Here is a 16,491-nt window from a genome sequence, read left to right on the forward strand (position 1 = left end):
TGGCGGCGCTGCGGCGTTGACGTTTGAGCGAGGGGATGGGGTGCCCGTGGATATCATGCGAGAGGAATCGGGCAACGAGCCCGTCGCGGCATTCTCGATGTCGCATCCGGCTGTGCCGGCACTCTATATAGTGCTGACGCTGGGGCTCACTATGTTCTCGATGCAGCCGGTACTGATTGCGCTGTCACTTGCGGGCGGGCTGGCGTATGGATTTGCGACGCGTGGGGCTGCCCGCACGTTGGGGGCGCTTCGCTGGCAGCTGCCGGTGATTTTGATTATCGCGCTGGTCAATCCTCTGTTTAGCGCCTCGGGCTCGACGGAGCTGTTCCGTATTGGCATGCGCGCGGTGTATCTGGAGAGCATGGTATACGGCCTGTGCATGGGCGGGCTGTTTGTGGCGAGCGTGCTGTGGTTTGGGGCCGCGGCGTCGATGCTCGAATACGACAAGGTGCTCGCGCTGCTGGGTAATGCCGCACCGGTGATTGCGCTCATGATCTCGATGTGCATGAGGCTTATCCCGCAGTTTTTGCGCCGCGGTCGTACGGTGCTGGCGGTGCAGGATGCGATTGATGTGCCGGGCCGCGCGCCGGCCGACCCCGTACGCTCGCGCCTGCGGGCGTCGAGCGTGTTGATGGGCTGGGGCATGGAAGATTCGCTGGAGCGCGCGGACGCCATGCGCTCCCGTGGGTGGGGCGCCGCGACGCGTCGAACGACGTATGCGCGGTATCGACTGGGGCGCAGCGATGTTGCCGCGCTGGTTGGGCTTGCGCTGTTTGGCGTGGTCACGGTGGCAGTGGCGTGGACCGCGACGATGCAGTATTCGTTTTATCCGCAGCTCTCGGTGCCGGCGCCGTGGCCGGGCTATGTCGTGTACGCTGCCTGGATGGTGCTGCCTTGCGCGTTGCACGCGATTGATGAGAAGAGGTTTGGCTGATGGCTCGGTTGGATAGGGGCCCGGTGTCGGGCGCGGCGTGCGGCCCGGATATTCCGGCGATTGAGGTACGGGGCCTGAGCTTTACCTACCCCGGGGCTGAGGCGCTGGTGCTCGACGGGCTCGACTGGTCTGTTCCCCAAGGTGCGTTTGCACTGCTCGTTGGCGGTACCGGGTCGGGCAAGTCGACGCTGCTCTCGCTGCTCAAACCCGAGATCGCGCCGACGGGCGAATGCGCCGGCGAGCTGTGCGTGCTGGGTGAGAGCGTTGCCGATATGGACGTTCGGGCGTCCGCAGAGCGCATGGGCTATGTGTTTCAGGATCCCGAGAACCAGATTGTGTGCGAGACCGTGTGGCACGAGATGGCGTTTGGCCTGGAAAACTTAGGCATGTCGCGCGACGAGATGCGCCGCCGTGTTGCCGAGACCAGCTATTTCTTTGGTCTGGAGGACTGGCTTCATCGCGATACCGATACGCTTTCGGGTGGCCGCAAACAGCTGCTGTCGCTTGCCGCCGTCCTGGCGCTGCGTCCGCGTGTGCTGCTACTCGACGAGCCCACGTCTCAGCTCGATCCCGTTGCCGAGAAGAATTTTCTGCACGCGCTGTTTCGCGTGAACCGTGAGCTGGGCTGCACGGTTGTTGTGGCTACGCATCAACCGCGGCCGATGCTCGAGTATGCGACGTGTGCGTACCGGATTGAGGGCGGTCGCGTGCGCGAGGTGGCGGATATGGCTTCTTTGGGACGCCGAGAATCGCTGTTTTCCGATGACATGTTGGGGTGGGGTGCCATCCGATGTGCAAAAAACGGAGTATTCAGCAGGCGTGAGGACAATTTGGGCTCTCTGGAGCCGCTCGGGGACGTATCGAGCGCGAAAAAAAGTTCGGAACTGGACAAATCGTCCGAATTTGTGGCGCAAACGTCGCTCGAGAACGGCTCGGAAGCCTTCTCGCGCACGGATGGAAGCAGAATACTCCAAAAAATGCACGCTGGGTCGGCTACCACCCTGTCGGAAGGCTGGTTTCGCTACGATCGCGCGTGCGGTTGGGTGCTGCGCGGGCTCGATGCGTCGTTTTCGGCTGGCGCGGTGCATGCAGTCGTGGGCGGAAACGGCTGCGGCAAGTCGACGATGCTTTCGGTGCTGGCCAAGACTGCCAAGCTGCAGCGTGGTCGTATGGTGCGCGGGGCGGCCTCGGCTGCGCTGCTGCCGCAGAACCCCAAGGCCCTGCTGGTTGCCGAGACGGTGCGCGACGAGCTGATGGAATGGGCCTCGACCTGCGGATATGACGAGAACTTGGCGCGGGAGCGTGCGGCGCAACTGGGATTGGACGGCCTGGAGACGCGCCACCCATACGATCTTTCGGGCGGACAGCGCCAGCTGCTTGCGTTGGCAAAGCTGCTGCTGATCGGCCCCGAGCTGCTGTTGCTTGATGAGCCCACCAAGGGCCTTGACCTGGCAAGTCGCTGCATTATCGCCCGCGCCCTGCGTGACCATGCGAAGGCTGGTGGCACCGTCATTATGGCCACGCACGATCTGGATTTTGCCGAGCAGGTTGCCGATGACATTGCCATGATGTTTGGCGGCGAGATCGCCTGCATGGAGCCGCCGACCGACTTCTTTGCCGACAACGTGTTCTACAGGGCGTGATAGGATGACGGATCATCGCGCCTCGCGCCTACTCACGAAAATGGAGATTCCGCTGCTCCTGGCGGTGCCGGCAGTGATGACTGCGGCGTTGCTGGCGGGCATTGAGCAGGCGGCGCTTGCCATGCTGGTTGTAGTGGCGCTCGTGCTCGCACTGTTCTTTGCGGGCTATGAGTCATCACGTCCAGGCCTGCGCCAGATCATGCCCACGCTGGTGCTGGCGGCGCTGGCCGCGGCGGGGCGCATTCTGTTTGGACCCATTCCCGATTTTAAGCCCGTGAGCGCTATCGCCATTATCGCGGGTGCGACACTTGGCCGTCGCAATGGTTTTATGGTCGGCGCGTTGGCAGCGCTGACCAGTAATTTCTTTTTTGGACAGGGCATGTGGACGCCGTGGCAGATGTATGCCTGGGGTCTGGTGGGCTATATCGGTGGCGCGCTGGCGCATGCGGGCGCGTTTGATCGCGCCGATGAGACCGTGCGAATGCCGGCGCTGTTGGCGTATGGCTTTGCCTCGGGCCTGCTCTATGGCGTTGTGATCAACGCCTACGACATCATCGGTTTTGTGCAGCCGCTCACGTGGGCGGGCGCCGTAGCGCGTCTTGCCACGGCGGTGCCGTTCGATATCACACACGGCCTCGCGACCTGCGTGTTCTTGGCCGCCCTGTACAGGCCCTGGTGTCGTCGCATCAACCGAGTCGTCGTGAAATACGGGCTGTAGAGCTGGTTGCGCCGGGGCGGGAATCAATACTGATGAAGTACCATTTCAAAACTATGTCGGTTTACGGGGCTAGATTGGCACAGACCGACCATACCGGCATTTTTCGAAAATAGACGAGTCGTCTACCTGCGGTTTTATTTTGCTTCAGTTACGTGTGGTTGGGGGTTCGCGATTCGGCCCCGTAAACCGGCATAGTTTTGAAATGGCCGGCATATATTGCTGTCGTCACTGATCTCAGAGGGCCGAAAGGATCCGTTTCCCCGTCCCTAAGCGGTCGCTGGGGATGTCCGCCACGAAACTGGCCCATCTACTACGTTTGGCCCGACACCCCCAAACACAACCGCGTTTTATGAAAAACCGCAGGCTTTCTACCTGCGGTTTTCTTTTTTCGTTGTTCGCTGTGGTTGAGGGTGGTGGCTTAAACGTAGTAGATGGGCCAGTTTCGTGGCAAGCGAGCTGCGTGGATGATCTCGCGAAGTGAAAATGATTCGTTTTCCTCCGTCCCCAGGGGATCAGCTGGGGCTAGAGCTCTAGCGTGAGGGTGACGGGGCAGTGGTCGCTGCCAAAGATGTCGCCGCGGATGCCCGTGTCGCGCACGTTGCCGGCGATTGCGTCGCTTACCAGGAAGTAGTCGATGCGCCAACCGGCGTTGTTCTTGCGGGCATTAAAGCGGTAGCTCCACCAGCTGTAGACGCCCTCGACGTCGGGGTTTGCCGCGCGCCAGGTATCGGTAAAGCCGGCGTTGAGCAGCTCGGTAAACTTGCCGCGCTCCTCGTCCGAAAAGCCGGCGTTGCCGCGGTTGGACTTGGGGTTCTTAAGGTCGATCTCCTCGTGCGCCACGTTAAAGTCGCCGCAGGTCACGACGGGTTTGCCGGTCTCGCGCTCGAGCGCGTTCAAAAAGCCGCGGTAAGCATCGTCCCAGGCCATGCGCACGTCGATGCGGGCGAGTTCATTTTGGGCGTTGGGTGTATAGACGTCGACAAACCAGAACTTGTCGAACTCCAGCGCGCAGACGCGGCCCTCGGTTGCGGCTTGGGCGACGAGTACGGCCGCCTCGCCCTCGCCGGCGTGGGGTAACAGCGCGTCGGCATGCAGCACGCACAGCGGTTCCTGGCGGCTAAAGACCGCAGTGCCCGAATAGCCTTTACGCTCGGCGTAGCTCCAAGTTTGGTGATAGCCGGTCAGGTCAATATCGACCTGGCCTTCTTGCAACTTGGTCTCTTGCAGCGCCAGGATATCGACGTCGAGTTCTTGCGCGATCTGGATAAAGCTCGGGTCCTTTTTGAGCACGGCGCGCAGGCCGTTGACGTTCCACGAGGCGAAAGTGTAAGTCTGAGGCATGGTGTCCTTTCGACGGGGTTGGCAGGCTTAAGATTAGCGCAACAGGGGCGGGGTGGGCTCCGCGCATGCTGACTTAAAGGTCGCATGCTGGGACATCGCCCGACGCCGCCCGATCAACAAGGACGGAGGACTCATATGACGCAGGCAATATCGAATCCCAAGCAGGCCTCCGCCGCGCTGGCGGAGCTTTTTGATACCCACAAGCGCGTGGTCTTCTTTGGCGGCGCGGGTGTTTCCACGGCGAGCGGCATCCCCGATTTCCGCAGCGTGGACGGCCTGTATCACCAGCAGTTTGCCTATCCGCCCGAGACCATGCTGTCGCATAGCTTTTACGAGGCGCATCCGGCCGAGTTCTTCGACTTTTACCGCACCAAGATGATCGCGCTTAACGCTAAGCCCAACCGCTGCCACACCAAGCTGGCCGAGCTGGAGCGCGTCGGCAAGCTTGATGCCGTGGTGACGCAAAACATCGACGGCTTGCATCAGATGGCGGGCTCGCAGCGCGTGTTCGAGCTGCACGGATCGGTCCATCGCAACATTTGCCAGTCGTGCGGCGCGGTCTATAGCGCCGAGTGGATTTGCTCGCGCGAGCATGAGGACGCCGCGGGCGTGCCCGTGTGCCCTGCGTGCGGTGGTTGCATCAAGCCCGATGTGGTGCTCTACGAAGAGCCGCTCGACGAGTATGTGTTGACCGGTGCCGTTGCCGCCATCGCTGCGGCCGATGCCCTCATCGTGGGCGGAACATCGCTCGTGGTGTACCCGGCGGCGGGTCTCACACGCTACTTTGCTGGCGATACGCTGGCCATTTGCAATTTGGCGCCTACCGATCAGGATGCAAATGCCGACCTGCTGATTTCTTGCGACATCGCGGCCGCGTTTGCGTTCTAGCCCGTGTGCGCGGATACAATAGAAAGACTAAGTGCAAAGCGACCCCGCCGCCAGCTCCCCAAGCTCGGCGGCGTGGGCATTTTAGGAGGATGTTCATGGCGAACGACAGCAAGACATGGCGGTGCGGAAAGTATGAGCTCAGCTTTGACCGTCCGCGCATCATGGGCGTCCTCAACGTGACGCCCGATTCGTTTAGCGATGGCGGGGAGCACTTCGACCCGGATGCCGCCATCGAGTATGGCCTGGCGATGCTCGACGCCGGCGCCGACATCATCGACGTAGGCGGCGAGTCCACGCGCCCTGGCTTTACCCCGGTCAACCCCGACGAGGAGGCTCGCCGCGTGCTGCCCGTGGTGCGCGCGCTGGCCAAAGAGGGCGCCATCGTCTCGATCGACACGCGCCACGTGGCGGTTGCCAAGGCGGCCGTGCGCTGCGGTGCTTCGATTGTCAACGATGTGACGGGCTTCACCGACCCCAAGATGGTCGAGTTCGTTAAGACGAGCACCTGCGGCGTCATCGTAATGCACGCCGGCGAGGTCGCCGCGCCCGCTCGTACGCACGCGACGGTGCAGCTCGATACTTCGGCCGCGGCGTTTGTTGCCGAGAAGGCGCGCGAGGCGGCCGCCGAGGCTGCGCGCGAGGCTGAGAAGCCCGCTCGTCGCCGTCGCGGTAAGTTGCTGGGCGAGCCTAAGCCGGAGACCAAGCTTCCGGGCGGCGTGGTGCAGCCCTCGTTGCCGTTTGGCGAACCGGAGCCCGCGACCGAGCCTGCAGCCGAGCTGGGGCAGGAGACGCCGGCCGCCGAGCAGGCTGCTGCCGCCGAGACCGTCGCGCCCGCGCCCGAGGCCGCGCCCGCAGCCACCGAGGCCGCATCGGAGCCCAACGACCACCTGGCGGCCATGATGCGCCGCAGCGCCCGCCGCGAGGAAGCCTACGTGCCCACCTCGCAGCTCCGCCGCTTCACCCTGCCCGATTCGGCGCCCATCATGCGCCGCGTCATGGGCTTTCTGTCCGACCAGGCCCGCGCGCTCATCCACGCCGGCGTGTCGCGCGACCGCATCTGCATCGATCCCGGTCCGGGCTTTGGCAAGACGGCCAACGAGGACATCGTCATCCAGCGCGAGACTGCCAAGATGGCGTCACTGGGCTATCCGCTCATGTGCGCCGTATCGCGCAAGCGCTTTGTGGGCGCCGTCTCGGGCGTGACCGAGGCCGCCGAGCGCGATGCCGCTACGTTTGGCGTGTGCCTGGGCGCCATCCAGGCCGGTGCCAACATCGTGCGCGTGCACGACGCCGCGGGCTTTGCGCAGTTCCTGAACGGCTACTGGGCGGTTGCCAAGCCGCAGCCGCGCCGCGCGTTTGTGGCCGTGGGCTCCAACCTGGGGCATCGCTGTGACAACATCCGCGCCGCACGCGACATGATCGCCGAGATTCCACTCACCTGCGTGTCCAACTCCTCCAAGATCTACGAGAGCGAGCCGGCCTACGAGACGCGCCAGGACGCGTTTGCCAACGCCGTCATCGAGATTAAGACCGAGCTGGCGCCGTTGGTGCTGCTCGACGAGCTCATGAAGATCGAGGCCGAGCTGGGTCGCGACCGCTCCAAAAAGGCCAAGGCCAACGGTCCGCGCACCATCGACTTGGACCTGCTGTGGATGGACGGCGAGACCCACGGCGGCAAAAAGCTGCGCCTGCCGCATCCGCTGATCGGCGAGCGTGACTTTGTGCTGGTGCCGCTCGAGGACCTGATGCACGACCCGGCGCGGTTCTTCCGCTATAACGGTGTCGAGGTCAAGGAACCCGAGGATCGCGTGGGCCATATCGTGGGCGAATTGGGGCGTATGTAGATGATCGAGATGAATGCTGTTGTCGCCGGTACCGAGCTCGACGCGGCGCGTGACGCGGGCCGCGAGGGCGTGTCCGCGGGCTGGTGCGCGTGGAGCGTGGGCGATGCTTCGCTGACGTTTTCGCTGGTTGTGCGCCCCGATGTGAACATGCATGCCTTCCACGGCCTGCCGTTTGTGGCCGCGATGGGCATGATGGACGCGCTCGTGGGCACGGCTTCGACGCCGGGGTTGGGCCTTGCCGGTAAAGTGGGTATCCAGTGGCCGAGCGATATCGTGTGCGGTGCGCCTGCGTTTGAGGCGTCGCTCGCGCGTGTTGCCGTGAACGGCGGTGCCGGTGCTGCGGGCATGTTTGCCGCGGTGACGGTTGATATTGAGCGTGCGGCGCTGGGTGAGCTTGGCGTGGATATGGCAGATGAGGCGCTGATCGAGGCATTGGCCGCCGCTGTGCTGACCCGCGTTGACGCCTGGGCGGTTGCCGCCAACACGCCGCAGGGCGCTGCCGGCCCGCTGGCTCCGGTGCTGGGCGAGTACTTTGACATGGTGCCACTGCTGGGTCGTCAGGTCGCGGCGGTGTCGCCCAACGGCTTGCCGCTCGCAGTCGGTGTGTTTGCGGGCCTGGACATCTGGGGCCGCGCGACCATCAAGACCGATGCCGGCGAGCAGGAGTTTCCGCCCGAGGCCGTACGGATTCGCGGACTGTAACGCGAGGCGCCCGCGCTCAAAGATAACGATGACAACGAAGCCCTCTTCGGCCTGTGCCGGGGAGGGTTTCGCCTATCTGGTGAATGGGTTGCCAGCGCCCTATTCCTCAAAATTGAAAATTTTTCAGTTTTGAGGAATAGGCTTGGCGAACGTTTGCGGGGCTGTGACATCGGGCGTGCTCGACTTATGTCCCTGTTTTACCCCCAGCTTCTGCATGCGGCGGTAGATTTCGCAGATGCCCTTGATGGTGAGTTGGCCGTCTACCACGTCGAAGGCATCGGTCGAATCGGCGACGATGCTGGCGAGGCCGCCCGTGGCGATAACGGTGGCGTCCTCGCGGCCCAGCTCGCGCTTCATGCGCGCGACCAGGCCCTCGGCCATGGCGGCAGCGCCCACCACGGCGCCGACCTTGATGCACTCTTCGGTGTCGCGACCGATGGCGTGCTCGGGCGCCTCGAGCGGCACGCTGGCGAGCTTGGCGGCACGGGCGGCAAGCGCGTCCATGGAGATGCGGATGCCCGGCGCAATCGCCCCGCCAATGTAATAACCGTCCTCATCGATGACGTCGATATTGGTCGCGGTGCCAAAGTCCACCACGATCGCCGGCGCGCCGTAGAAAGTCTCGGCCGCAACGGCGTTGGCGACGCGGTCGGCGCCCACGGCCTGGGGGCGCGCCGCGCGCAGCTTGGTCACGGCGGCCGTCTGCGGCCCGATGACGATGGCGTCTGCGGCAATGCGGTCGGCCACGGCGTGCCACTCGCGCGAGAGCTGCGGCACCACGCCCGCAAAGGCGATCGCGTCAACCGCATCGAGCGAGAGGCCGTACATCTTAAAGAAACCCATCAGGCGCACGTGGATCTCGTCGGCGGTATAGGAGCGATCGGTGGGCATACGCCACGACTGCACCAGCTCGTCTCCGTCAAACAGGCCCATGGCCGTCTGCGTATTTCCCATATCGATAGCGAGCAGCATGTCTACTCCCGGTGTTGGCATAAAAGGACGCGCACCATTGTATACGTGCCGTCGACGGCGCTCGGCTGCGATTCGTTTACGGTGATAGGGGCTGAGGGGTTTAAATATGAAGGAATTATGCTCTACGAGATTTTCCTTGCCGTTTACCGAACTCCCGCGTAATATTCTTTCTTGCGCACATGAGGCGCCCAGACATTGCGGGGTGGAGCAGTCTGGTAGCTCGCCGGGCTCATAACCCGGAGGTCGTAGGTTCAAATCCTGCCCCCGCGACCAAGAACTTGCAGCTCGTCGGCCTACCCGGCGAGCTTTTTTGTTATTCCGGGACCGTGTTTTCGGTCCAATTCTCGGCCTCTCAAACAAAATCTCGATCTGTAACATCTAGACCCGATTTGAGCGGCTAGGTGTTACAGATTGAGATGTTTCGGCAGGACGGTCTTCGTTTGTCTAAATCTGTAACACGAGGGACGGTTTTTACTGAGTAACTGTTACAGATCTAGATCTTTCGGCAGGCTAGATTGGTTCGTCTCAATCTGTAACAGTTGCTCGGCAAAATAGGGCCTAACTGTTACAGATTGAGACAAACCGACGGGCCGCCCCGCCCCATCCACCTGCCGTTACCTGCTGTCTGCCGATTTCCATTGCGCCACTGTGCTCCCATGCCATATCCTCTAGACAACTACGCGGCACCATCGCCGCCGCGCCTACAAGAGAGGAATGTCCATGACCGCACCTGCATCCAAGCTGCTCCAGCCCATTACGGTTGGCCCCCTTGAGCTCAAGAACCGCATTATGTTCCCGCCGCTGACCACCGGCTACGAGGAGCGCGACGGTTCCATCGGCGAGCGCAGCCTGGCTTTTTACGAGCGCCTGGCCCGTGGCGGCGTGAGCTACATCGTCATCGGTGACGTCGCTCCCGTTATGACCGCAAGCCCCACGCCCAAGTTAGCGACCGACGCCCAGATCCCCACGTTTAAGGCGCTGGCCGACGCCGTTCACAAGCACGGCGCCAAGGTCGCGCTGCAGCTGTTCCACCCCGAGTACGACGTGCCCGGCGTCGGCCGCATGGTCATGGGTTCCATGGCCGCTGCCAAGGCCGCGCAGGAGGCCAAGGCCGCCGGCGACGAGGAGGCCTTCGCCGCCAAGATGGCCGAGTCCAACGAGATCCGCAAGCAGGCATATGCCAAGCTGCACCACGACATGCAGCACTTTGTGAACGAGGCGAGCGTAGAGCAGCTCACCCAGATCAAGGAGGCCATCGCCGCCTCGGCCGCCCGCGCGCAGCAGGCCGGCATCGACGCCATCGAGGTCCACGGCGACCGTCTGGTGGGTTCGCTGTGCTCGGCCATCCTCAACCAGCGCACCGACGAGTACGGTGGCTCGTTCGAGAACCGCGTCCGCTACGCGCTGGAGGTCGTCGCCGCCATTAAGGAAGCCGCGCCGCAGCTGATGGTGGAGTACAAGCTCCCCGTGATCATGGAGAACCCCGACGGCACGCCGCGCGGCAAGGGCGGCCTGCAGCCCGACGAGGCCTGCGAGTTTGCCAAGCTGCTCGAGGGCGCGGGCATCGATATGATCCAGGTCGCACAGGCCAACCACACCGGCAACATGGGTGACACCATTCCGCCCATGGGTGCCATGCCCTACAACTGGACGCTGCCGGTGGCCGAGCGCGTTAAGGCCCTGGTCTCCGTGCCGGTGGCAACCGTCGGTCGCGTGGTCTCGGTCGAGGCCGGCGAGAAGATTCTGGAAGACGGCGCGGCTGACATCATCGCCTATGGCCGCTCACTCATGTGCGACCCCGACATTGCGCTGAAGGCCGCCACGGGTGAGCCCATCCGCGAGTGCCTCAACTGCAACAAGGGCTGCGTCGACGCGATTCAAAACCGCAAGTACATTTCGTGCGTGCTTAATGCCGAGAACGGCGACGAGGCGACCGTCGCCATCAAGCCGGGCGAGGGCGACAAGAAGATCGCCGTGGTGGGCGGCGGTATTGCCGGCCTGGAGGCCGCGCGCGTGGCGGCCAAGCGCGGCTACGACGTGACTGTCTACGAGGCGAGCGATCATCTGGGCGGCCAGATTGTGCTGGCGGCCGCGCCTCCGCGCAAGGACGAGATTATGCGCTCGGTCGAGTACTACGAGAAGATCCTGCCCGGCCTGGGCGTGAAGGCTGAGCTCAACCACGCCGCTACGGCCGAGGAACTCAACGCCGCCGACGCCGCGATTGTGGCCGTGGGTGCACACGACGTGGTCATCCCCGTTCCGGGTGCCGACTCGGAGAAGGTCGTCTCGAGCTGGGACGTGCTGGCCGGCAAGGTGGAGCTTACGGGCCGCGTCGCCGTTATCGGCGGCGGCCTGGTGGGCACCGAGACTGCCGAGTACCTGCTGCAGCACGGCTGCGAGGTGGCGATTGTCGAGATGCTCGACAAGATTGCCGCGGGCGAGTCCGAGACCATTCTGCCGCTGATCATGAGCGACTTCGCAGAGCACAACGTGGAGCAGCACGTTAAGACCCGCCTGACCGCCATTACCGACGAGGGCGTGGAGGCCATTCGCACCACCGAGGACGGCGCCGAGGAGCCGGTGAAGATCGCCTGCGATTACGTGGTGATGGCCGTAGGCTCCAAGGCCAACGCGTTTGACCTGGACGGCGTGACGGTGCCCGTGACCTGCGTGGGCGACTGCTCGGGCGAGCGCACCGCCGACATTGCGAGCGCCATTCGCACGGCATATCACGCGGCCAACGAGCTCTAGGCAAGAAAGCTATCGCGTATTGAGTGGGCGGGGGGTGCCGTTATCGGTGCTCCCCGCCTTTTTGCCAATGAGGGCGCTCACTGACCAGCTGGTTCAGAAAATCCGAATCTTGAGCACCAGAAAATCCGAATACTTAGAACATGAAAATCCGAATTATATGAACACGAAAATCCGAATCGCAACCACCCGAAAATCCGAATTTGCTACAGTGGAATAGAAGAATCAGAAAGCAGGACCTGGAAATCTGCGGGGGTGGCTCATGGCAGGCGAGAGGCTACATCGGGACGGATACATCCCACGTATCGTGGATGCGCAAATCGAGCGCTACCTTCGTGTCTTTGGCGCGGTCGAGATTGCGGGCATCAAGTGGTGCGGCAAGACGTGGGCCGCGCTTGAGCACGGGGCGTCCGCCTCGTATGTCGACGAGAATCTCGACCTCGCACGTGCCGACCCGGCGATGATGTTGCTGGGAGACCGTCCGCATATTATCGATGAGTGGCAGCGCGTTCCCCAAATTTGGGACTACGTTAGACACGAGGTTGACCGCACCCGGGGCACGCGCGGCGCCTATATCCTCACGGGTTCCGCCACGCCTGCGTTTGGCTCAAAGGCGGAGGCGCCCGCGCATAGTGGAGCCGGACGCATCGGTCGCGTCCGCATGCACCCCATGACGCTTGCCGAGACAGGTGAGTCCAACGGCAAGGTGAGCCTGGCGGGCTTGTTTGAGCATCGTTTTGAGCCCTGCCGGTGCAATGGCGATACACCGGGGCTTGTCGAAGCCGCCTGCCGCGGCGGATGGCCCGAGGCGATCGATATGGTTTCGGCTGACGCCCAGCTCATCGCCCGCGAATATCTCAACACCGCGTTTTCGAGCAGCTTCCCGGCGGTCGGTCTCGACCCCGATATTGCTCGTCGAGTCTCCGCATCGATCGCGCGCAATCTGGGACAGGCGACCACGTATAAAACGATTCTTATGAATATGTTCGGTGCCGAGGAGGAACCCGCAGCGTTTGCCGACGAGACCAAGGTGCGTAGGTACCTGGATGCCCTCAAAGGCATGTTCATTCTCGAGGAGGTCCCCGGTTGGGTTCCCGCCGCGCGCGACAAACGACGCTTTACCGTCAAGCCCAAGCGCTATCTGGCAGATCCGAGCCTTGCTTGCGCCTTGCTAGGTATGTCCTTGCAGGCGTTGCTTGCCGACTGGCAGACATTTGGTCTGGTGTTTGAGAATTTGGTCATACGCGACCTTTCGGTCTACGCGCGGTCGCTCGACCTGCTGGATAGCACGCCTGTGCGCTATTATCGCGACGATTCGGGCCTTGAGTGCGATGCTATCGTGCAGCTAGCCGACGGACGGTGGGCCGCCTTTGAGATTAAGGTGAGTGAAGATAAGGCGAGCGCCGGCGTCGAGAGCCTCAAGCGCGTTCGCAAGAAGGTCTGTGGAAACCCTCGTTCACGCACGCGCGAACCGGAGTTTATGGCCGTGATTGTGGGGGTGGGTGAGTACGCTCGCGAGGTCGAGGACGGTATCTACGTGATACCCGTGCGCGCGTTGGGGTGTTAAGGGGCGGCACGCCGTGTGCCCGCTGCCCGGTGCTGCGGATTGGTGCAAGTGGTCAGGTTTGTTTGCACCATGTCCTTGGCATATGGAAGAAGCTGCTGTTCGTAATCTTTAAGACATCATTAAGGCTTGCGTTGTGGAGCAAGCCGCAGGTCAATGCTATTCTTTTACCTTATCGTACGGTGTTGTATTCTGCCTGAATTCTCTACCTGCGAACAACGGATAAACGCGACCGAGCGGAAAGGATGGCACGCCCGCTAGCAGGGCAAACGCAAACGATGAGTGGCATGGACCGACATAGCGAGCTCCAGCAGCACAAGACGGCGGCCGAGTACCGCCAAGCTGCCGACGAGCATGTGCGGACCCTCAAGGATTTCTGGAAGGATTTCCTGGTGAGCGGTCTGTTTGTGCTGGCCGCCATCGTTGCCATCTTTGCATGCCTGGCCTGGTTTGCCGCGAATAACCGAGTGAGTGCCACGGGGAGTACGATCGGGGCGAAGGGCCCACGGTTTGTGCTCTCGGGAACGCAGGGCGGCACGGCAGGTAAGTACGACGCCCAGGACAACTACGCGTCGGACAGTACAAGCCTTGCCGTGAACAATCTTTTCAACCTCAATAACATGAGTGCCGATGGCAGTCTTTCTCCGGGGTCGGCGGGCCAGCTTCAGCTCAACGTCAAGCCGCTCTGCAACGACCTGCACGATATTACGGTGGAGATGACCTGGGAGATTTCTGTCCAGACGAGCGTTGCGGGCACGGACGGCACTGCTACGGACGCATCGAAAAATGAAGAGATCATCAACTCGCTTAAAAATCTGGTGCGCGGCCATATCTTGGTTTTCCAGGGCAAAGACACCTCTGGCTTTTACTCCAATCCGCTGGTTCCCACGACAACCACGGTGACCCAGGACGGAGCGAGCGTCACCGTCATCACACAGAGCTTTACCATTCCGGCGAAGAGCTTTCGTGCTGAGGGCTCAAACAATACGACCGAAACCGTCACCAAAACCCTCTACTGGATTTGGCCGGAGCAGTTCAAGAGCTATGTTCGCACGGGCAACGCCGGCTACGGTGGCAACCTTTTCGCTAACACAGGCGACGAGGGGGGATACACGACCCTCGTCGGCGACATCAACAATAACCACGCGTGCTATTTCCGCGCCGATAGCACGAGCGTGCCAGGTCAGGCGCCTAGCGCGGTTCCGCCTGTCGGAGCCGGCATGTCCTCTGCGGATGTGGAAACCTGCGCCAATTATTACAACAACGCCGACGAGATTATCGGCAAGAACGTCAAGTACATTCGCGTGCGCTTTACCGCCAAGGAGGCGGATAAATAAATGGACGAGCAGCTTAATGCCCGCGAGCAGGGCGATATCAAACACAACGAAGGAGCGGCAAACCCCGGCGGCAACGGGTTCGGCTCGCACGGCGAAGCGCGTCCGGCTGGCCGCATCGAGCGTATCAAGGCTTGGGTGAGCGGCCACCGTCGCGAATCCCTTGCCATCATGGGCTTGCTTACCGTGCTTCTCGTGTTGCTGGGATTGACGCTCGGATGGTTCGTCGATGCCAATCGCGGCTCCACCGTCGGCAAGATCAAGGAGCCGGCAGAGCTCAAAGTGCTGGGCCCCAACGCTACGGCAACAGAGCAGATCGACCTGAGCTACAACCCCGAATACGGCGATACCAAGACTGGCAACACGGTGACGCTCAAGCGCGCGTTTTGCGTGCAAACGGGCGGTGACGGTTTTGAGCTGCAACTCGCGAATACGACCAACATTACAGGTCTCACTATTGAGCTGTACAGAGCCGAGAACACGTCTGCGCTCCAGACGCCCGACGTGAGCGGTACCGCAGACGGCAAATCTTATAGCTGGAAAGCAACCGGAGAGAACCTGCTTACGAGCTTCGAATATATCAACAAGGAGAACGACGGTCTGGCAGCCGTGCCGGGCGAGGGCGCAAGCGACCCTACGTTCAAGGACTATCAAAACGTCCAGCGCAACGCGCGCCCGCTCTACCGATACAAGAAATTCGGCAAGAGCGAACTCAACGCTAAGACGCTCGACGGCTCGACTGACAATGACACGCTCAACTTTATCATCAAGCTTTCGTGGGACGAGAGCGCCAAAGAGACCGATGTGATCTACCTGATCGCGCGCAACACGAGCGGTAAGTAGGAGAGGGGGCGCACATGGAGAAGCGAGAGAAGCAGCAGGATGCCGAGCGCGAGCAGCTGGCAAAAAGCAAGAGCCTAGCCAAGAATAAGCTGGTTGTGGCAGCAATCGCACTTGCTTGCGCCGTGGCGCTCGTGACGGGTGGTTACTTTACCTATTCCGCCTACACCGCCAACGGATTTCTAAAGTCCGTCGCCGCAACGGGCACCGCGCAGAGCCTGTTTGCGAGCGACCTGCTCACGGGCTATATGAGTGCGCCTGGCAACGACGAGCTCGACCGCGCCCAGCGCTCCGTTACGGTATATCCCAACAACAAGCAGTGCAGCTTCACCTTTAGCATCTATAACTATTTGCTGAGCAACAGCAACTTCTGCAACGATAAAAACGTGACGTATACCTTGACGGTCGAGGGGTATGGGCTCGATGGTGCCACGTGGAGCTATGCGCCCCAACCCGCCGGAAACGTCAAGCTTCCGGAGAATCAGCCTACCAAGAACGATTACACCGTGACCTTTCCTGAGGACAAGTTGGGACATGCCTACTTTGTGATTAAGGCCATGGTTGTTTCGAAGGAGAGCCCCGGCACCGAGCTCACCTGTCTGGCGGCGAAAGTCGTGCCGTCAAAGAAGGCCGAGGTCAAAACCGCTGCGGTTGAGGGCGCGCTGGTTGATGAGGCTGGCAAGTTTGCTGATTACGCTGCGTACAACTACCGTGTGACGGTTACGGGCGCACCGGCAAACGTCACGCTCACGTGGGGGGAGAACGTGGAGATCGATCCGTTCTTCGAGACCAACCATGGCGCGACGGTGGATGCTGCAGCTCGCAAGGCTACGTTCACCATGGAGCCGGGTTCGATGGTCGTCAACTTTTACCGAGCGGACGGCAAAACGCCCGGTGGCTGGGGTGACCTGGGCATTAGCGTGAGCGGAACTACCCTGACGGGCACGACGGAGACTCAATAAC

The 16,491-nt window shown here is 62.0% G+C and carries 13 protein-coding genes and 1 tRNA gene; 12 read left to right on the forward strand and 2 right to left on the reverse strand.

Features of this window, described 5'->3' with window-relative positions; translation table 11 throughout:
- Window positions 1-55: 55 nt before the first annotated feature.
- From DWV20_RS05590 to DWV20_RS05600, 3 genes are read left to right on the forward strand one after another with little or no spacing between them, the layout of a single operon-like run.
- Complete coding sequence (locus DWV20_RS05590) at window positions 56-934, forward strand: energy-coupling factor transporter transmembrane component T (protein WP_118256574.1); 879 nt, start codon at window positions 56-58, stop codon at window positions 932-934.
- The gene (locus DWV20_RS05595; protein WP_118256562.1) at window positions 934-2,577 is read left to right on the forward strand and encodes an ABC transporter ATP-binding protein; all 1,644 of its coding nucleotides are present in this window, start codon (window positions 934-936) and stop codon (window positions 2,575-2,577) included. Before DWV20_RS05590 ends, DWV20_RS05595 begins: the two co-directional genes overlap by 1 nt.
- 4 nt (window positions 2,578-2,581) lie before the next feature.
- Complete coding sequence (locus tag DWV20_RS05600; RefSeq protein WP_118256563.1) at window positions 2,582-3,295, forward strand: DUF6580 family putative transport protein; 714 nt, start codon at window positions 2,582-2,584, stop codon at window positions 3,293-3,295.
- A gap of 522 nt (window positions 3,296-3,817) precedes the next feature.
- Here DWV20_RS05600 and DWV20_RS05605 read toward each other — a convergent pair.
- The gene (locus DWV20_RS05605; protein ID WP_118256564.1) at window positions 3,818-4,636 is read right to left on the reverse strand and encodes an exodeoxyribonuclease III; all 819 of its coding nucleotides are present in this window, start codon (window positions 4,634-4,636) and stop codon (window positions 3,818-3,820) included.
- Window positions 4,637-4,771: 135 nt separating this feature from the next.
- Between DWV20_RS05605 and DWV20_RS05610 the strand changes: the two genes are divergently transcribed.
- The 3 genes from DWV20_RS05610 (at window position 4,772) to DWV20_RS05620 (ending at window position 8,070) form a co-directional block, all read left to right on the forward strand.
- Window positions 4,772-5,524, forward strand: a complete 753-nt coding sequence (locus DWV20_RS05610) for an NAD-dependent protein deacylase (RefSeq protein WP_118256565.1) — start codon at window positions 4,772-4,774, stop codon at window positions 5,522-5,524.
- A gap of 95 nt (window positions 5,525-5,619) precedes the next feature.
- Window positions 5,620-7,368 carry a dihydropteroate synthase gene (folP, locus tag DWV20_RS05615; RefSeq protein WP_118256566.1) on the forward strand — a complete coding sequence of 583 codons (1,749 nt, stop codon included), beginning with the start codon at window positions 5,620-5,622 and terminating at the stop codon, window positions 7,366-7,368.
- Window positions 7,369-8,070 carry a hypothetical protein gene (locus tag DWV20_RS05620; RefSeq protein ID WP_117759348.1) on the forward strand — a complete coding sequence of 234 codons (702 nt, stop codon included), beginning with the start codon at window positions 7,369-7,371 and terminating at the stop codon, window positions 8,068-8,070.
- A gap of 123 nt (window positions 8,071-8,193) precedes the next feature.
- Here DWV20_RS05620 and DWV20_RS05625 read toward each other — a convergent pair whose 3' ends face one another.
- A complete protein-coding gene (locus DWV20_RS05625) occupies window positions 8,194-9,042 on the reverse strand; it encodes a type III pantothenate kinase (protein ID WP_158566324.1) in 849 nt (282 codons plus the stop codon).
- 196 nt (window positions 9,043-9,238) lie between these two features.
- On the opposite strand from DWV20_RS05625, the gene DWV20_RS05630 reads away from it, so the two are divergent.
- The 6 genes from DWV20_RS05630 to DWV20_RS05655 all read left to right on the forward strand — a co-directional run bounded on the left by DWV20_RS05630 (window position 9,239) and on the right by DWV20_RS05655 (window position 16,490).
- A tRNA-Met gene (locus DWV20_RS05630) sits at window positions 9,239-9,315 on the forward strand.
- A gap of 447 nt (window positions 9,316-9,762) precedes the next feature.
- Complete coding sequence (bilR, locus tag DWV20_RS05635; RefSeq protein WP_233539782.1) at window positions 9,763-11,793, forward strand: bilirubin reductase, long form; 2,031 nt, start codon at window positions 9,763-9,765, stop codon at window positions 11,791-11,793.
- Between the two features lie 259 nt (window positions 11,794-12,052).
- Window positions 12,053-13,357: an ATP-binding protein gene (locus DWV20_RS05640; protein ID WP_118256569.1), complete on the forward strand. Its 1,305-nt coding sequence runs from the start codon at window positions 12,053-12,055 to the stop codon at window positions 13,355-13,357.
- 284 nt (window positions 13,358-13,641) lie between these two features.
- The gene (locus DWV20_RS05645) at window positions 13,642-14,691 is read left to right on the forward strand and encodes a hypothetical protein (protein ID WP_117637158.1); all 1,050 of its coding nucleotides are present in this window, start codon (window positions 13,642-13,644) and stop codon (window positions 14,689-14,691) included.
- Window positions 14,692-15,531: a hypothetical protein gene (locus DWV20_RS05650; protein ID WP_117803498.1), complete on the forward strand. Its 840-nt coding sequence runs from the start codon at window positions 14,692-14,694 to the stop codon at window positions 15,529-15,531.
- A 14-nt stretch (window positions 15,532-15,545) separates the two neighbouring features.
- Complete coding sequence (locus tag DWV20_RS05655) at window positions 15,546-16,490, forward strand: hypothetical protein (protein WP_117803499.1); 945 nt, start codon at window positions 15,546-15,548, stop codon at window positions 16,488-16,490.
- The last annotated feature ends 1 nt before the right edge of the window (window position 16,491 follow it).

The sequence above is a fragment of the Collinsella sp. AF02-46-1 genome (genome assembly GCF_003465825.1).
In the GTDB taxonomy this organism is placed as follows: domain Bacteria; phylum Actinomycetota; class Coriobacteriia; order Coriobacteriales; family Coriobacteriaceae; genus Collinsella.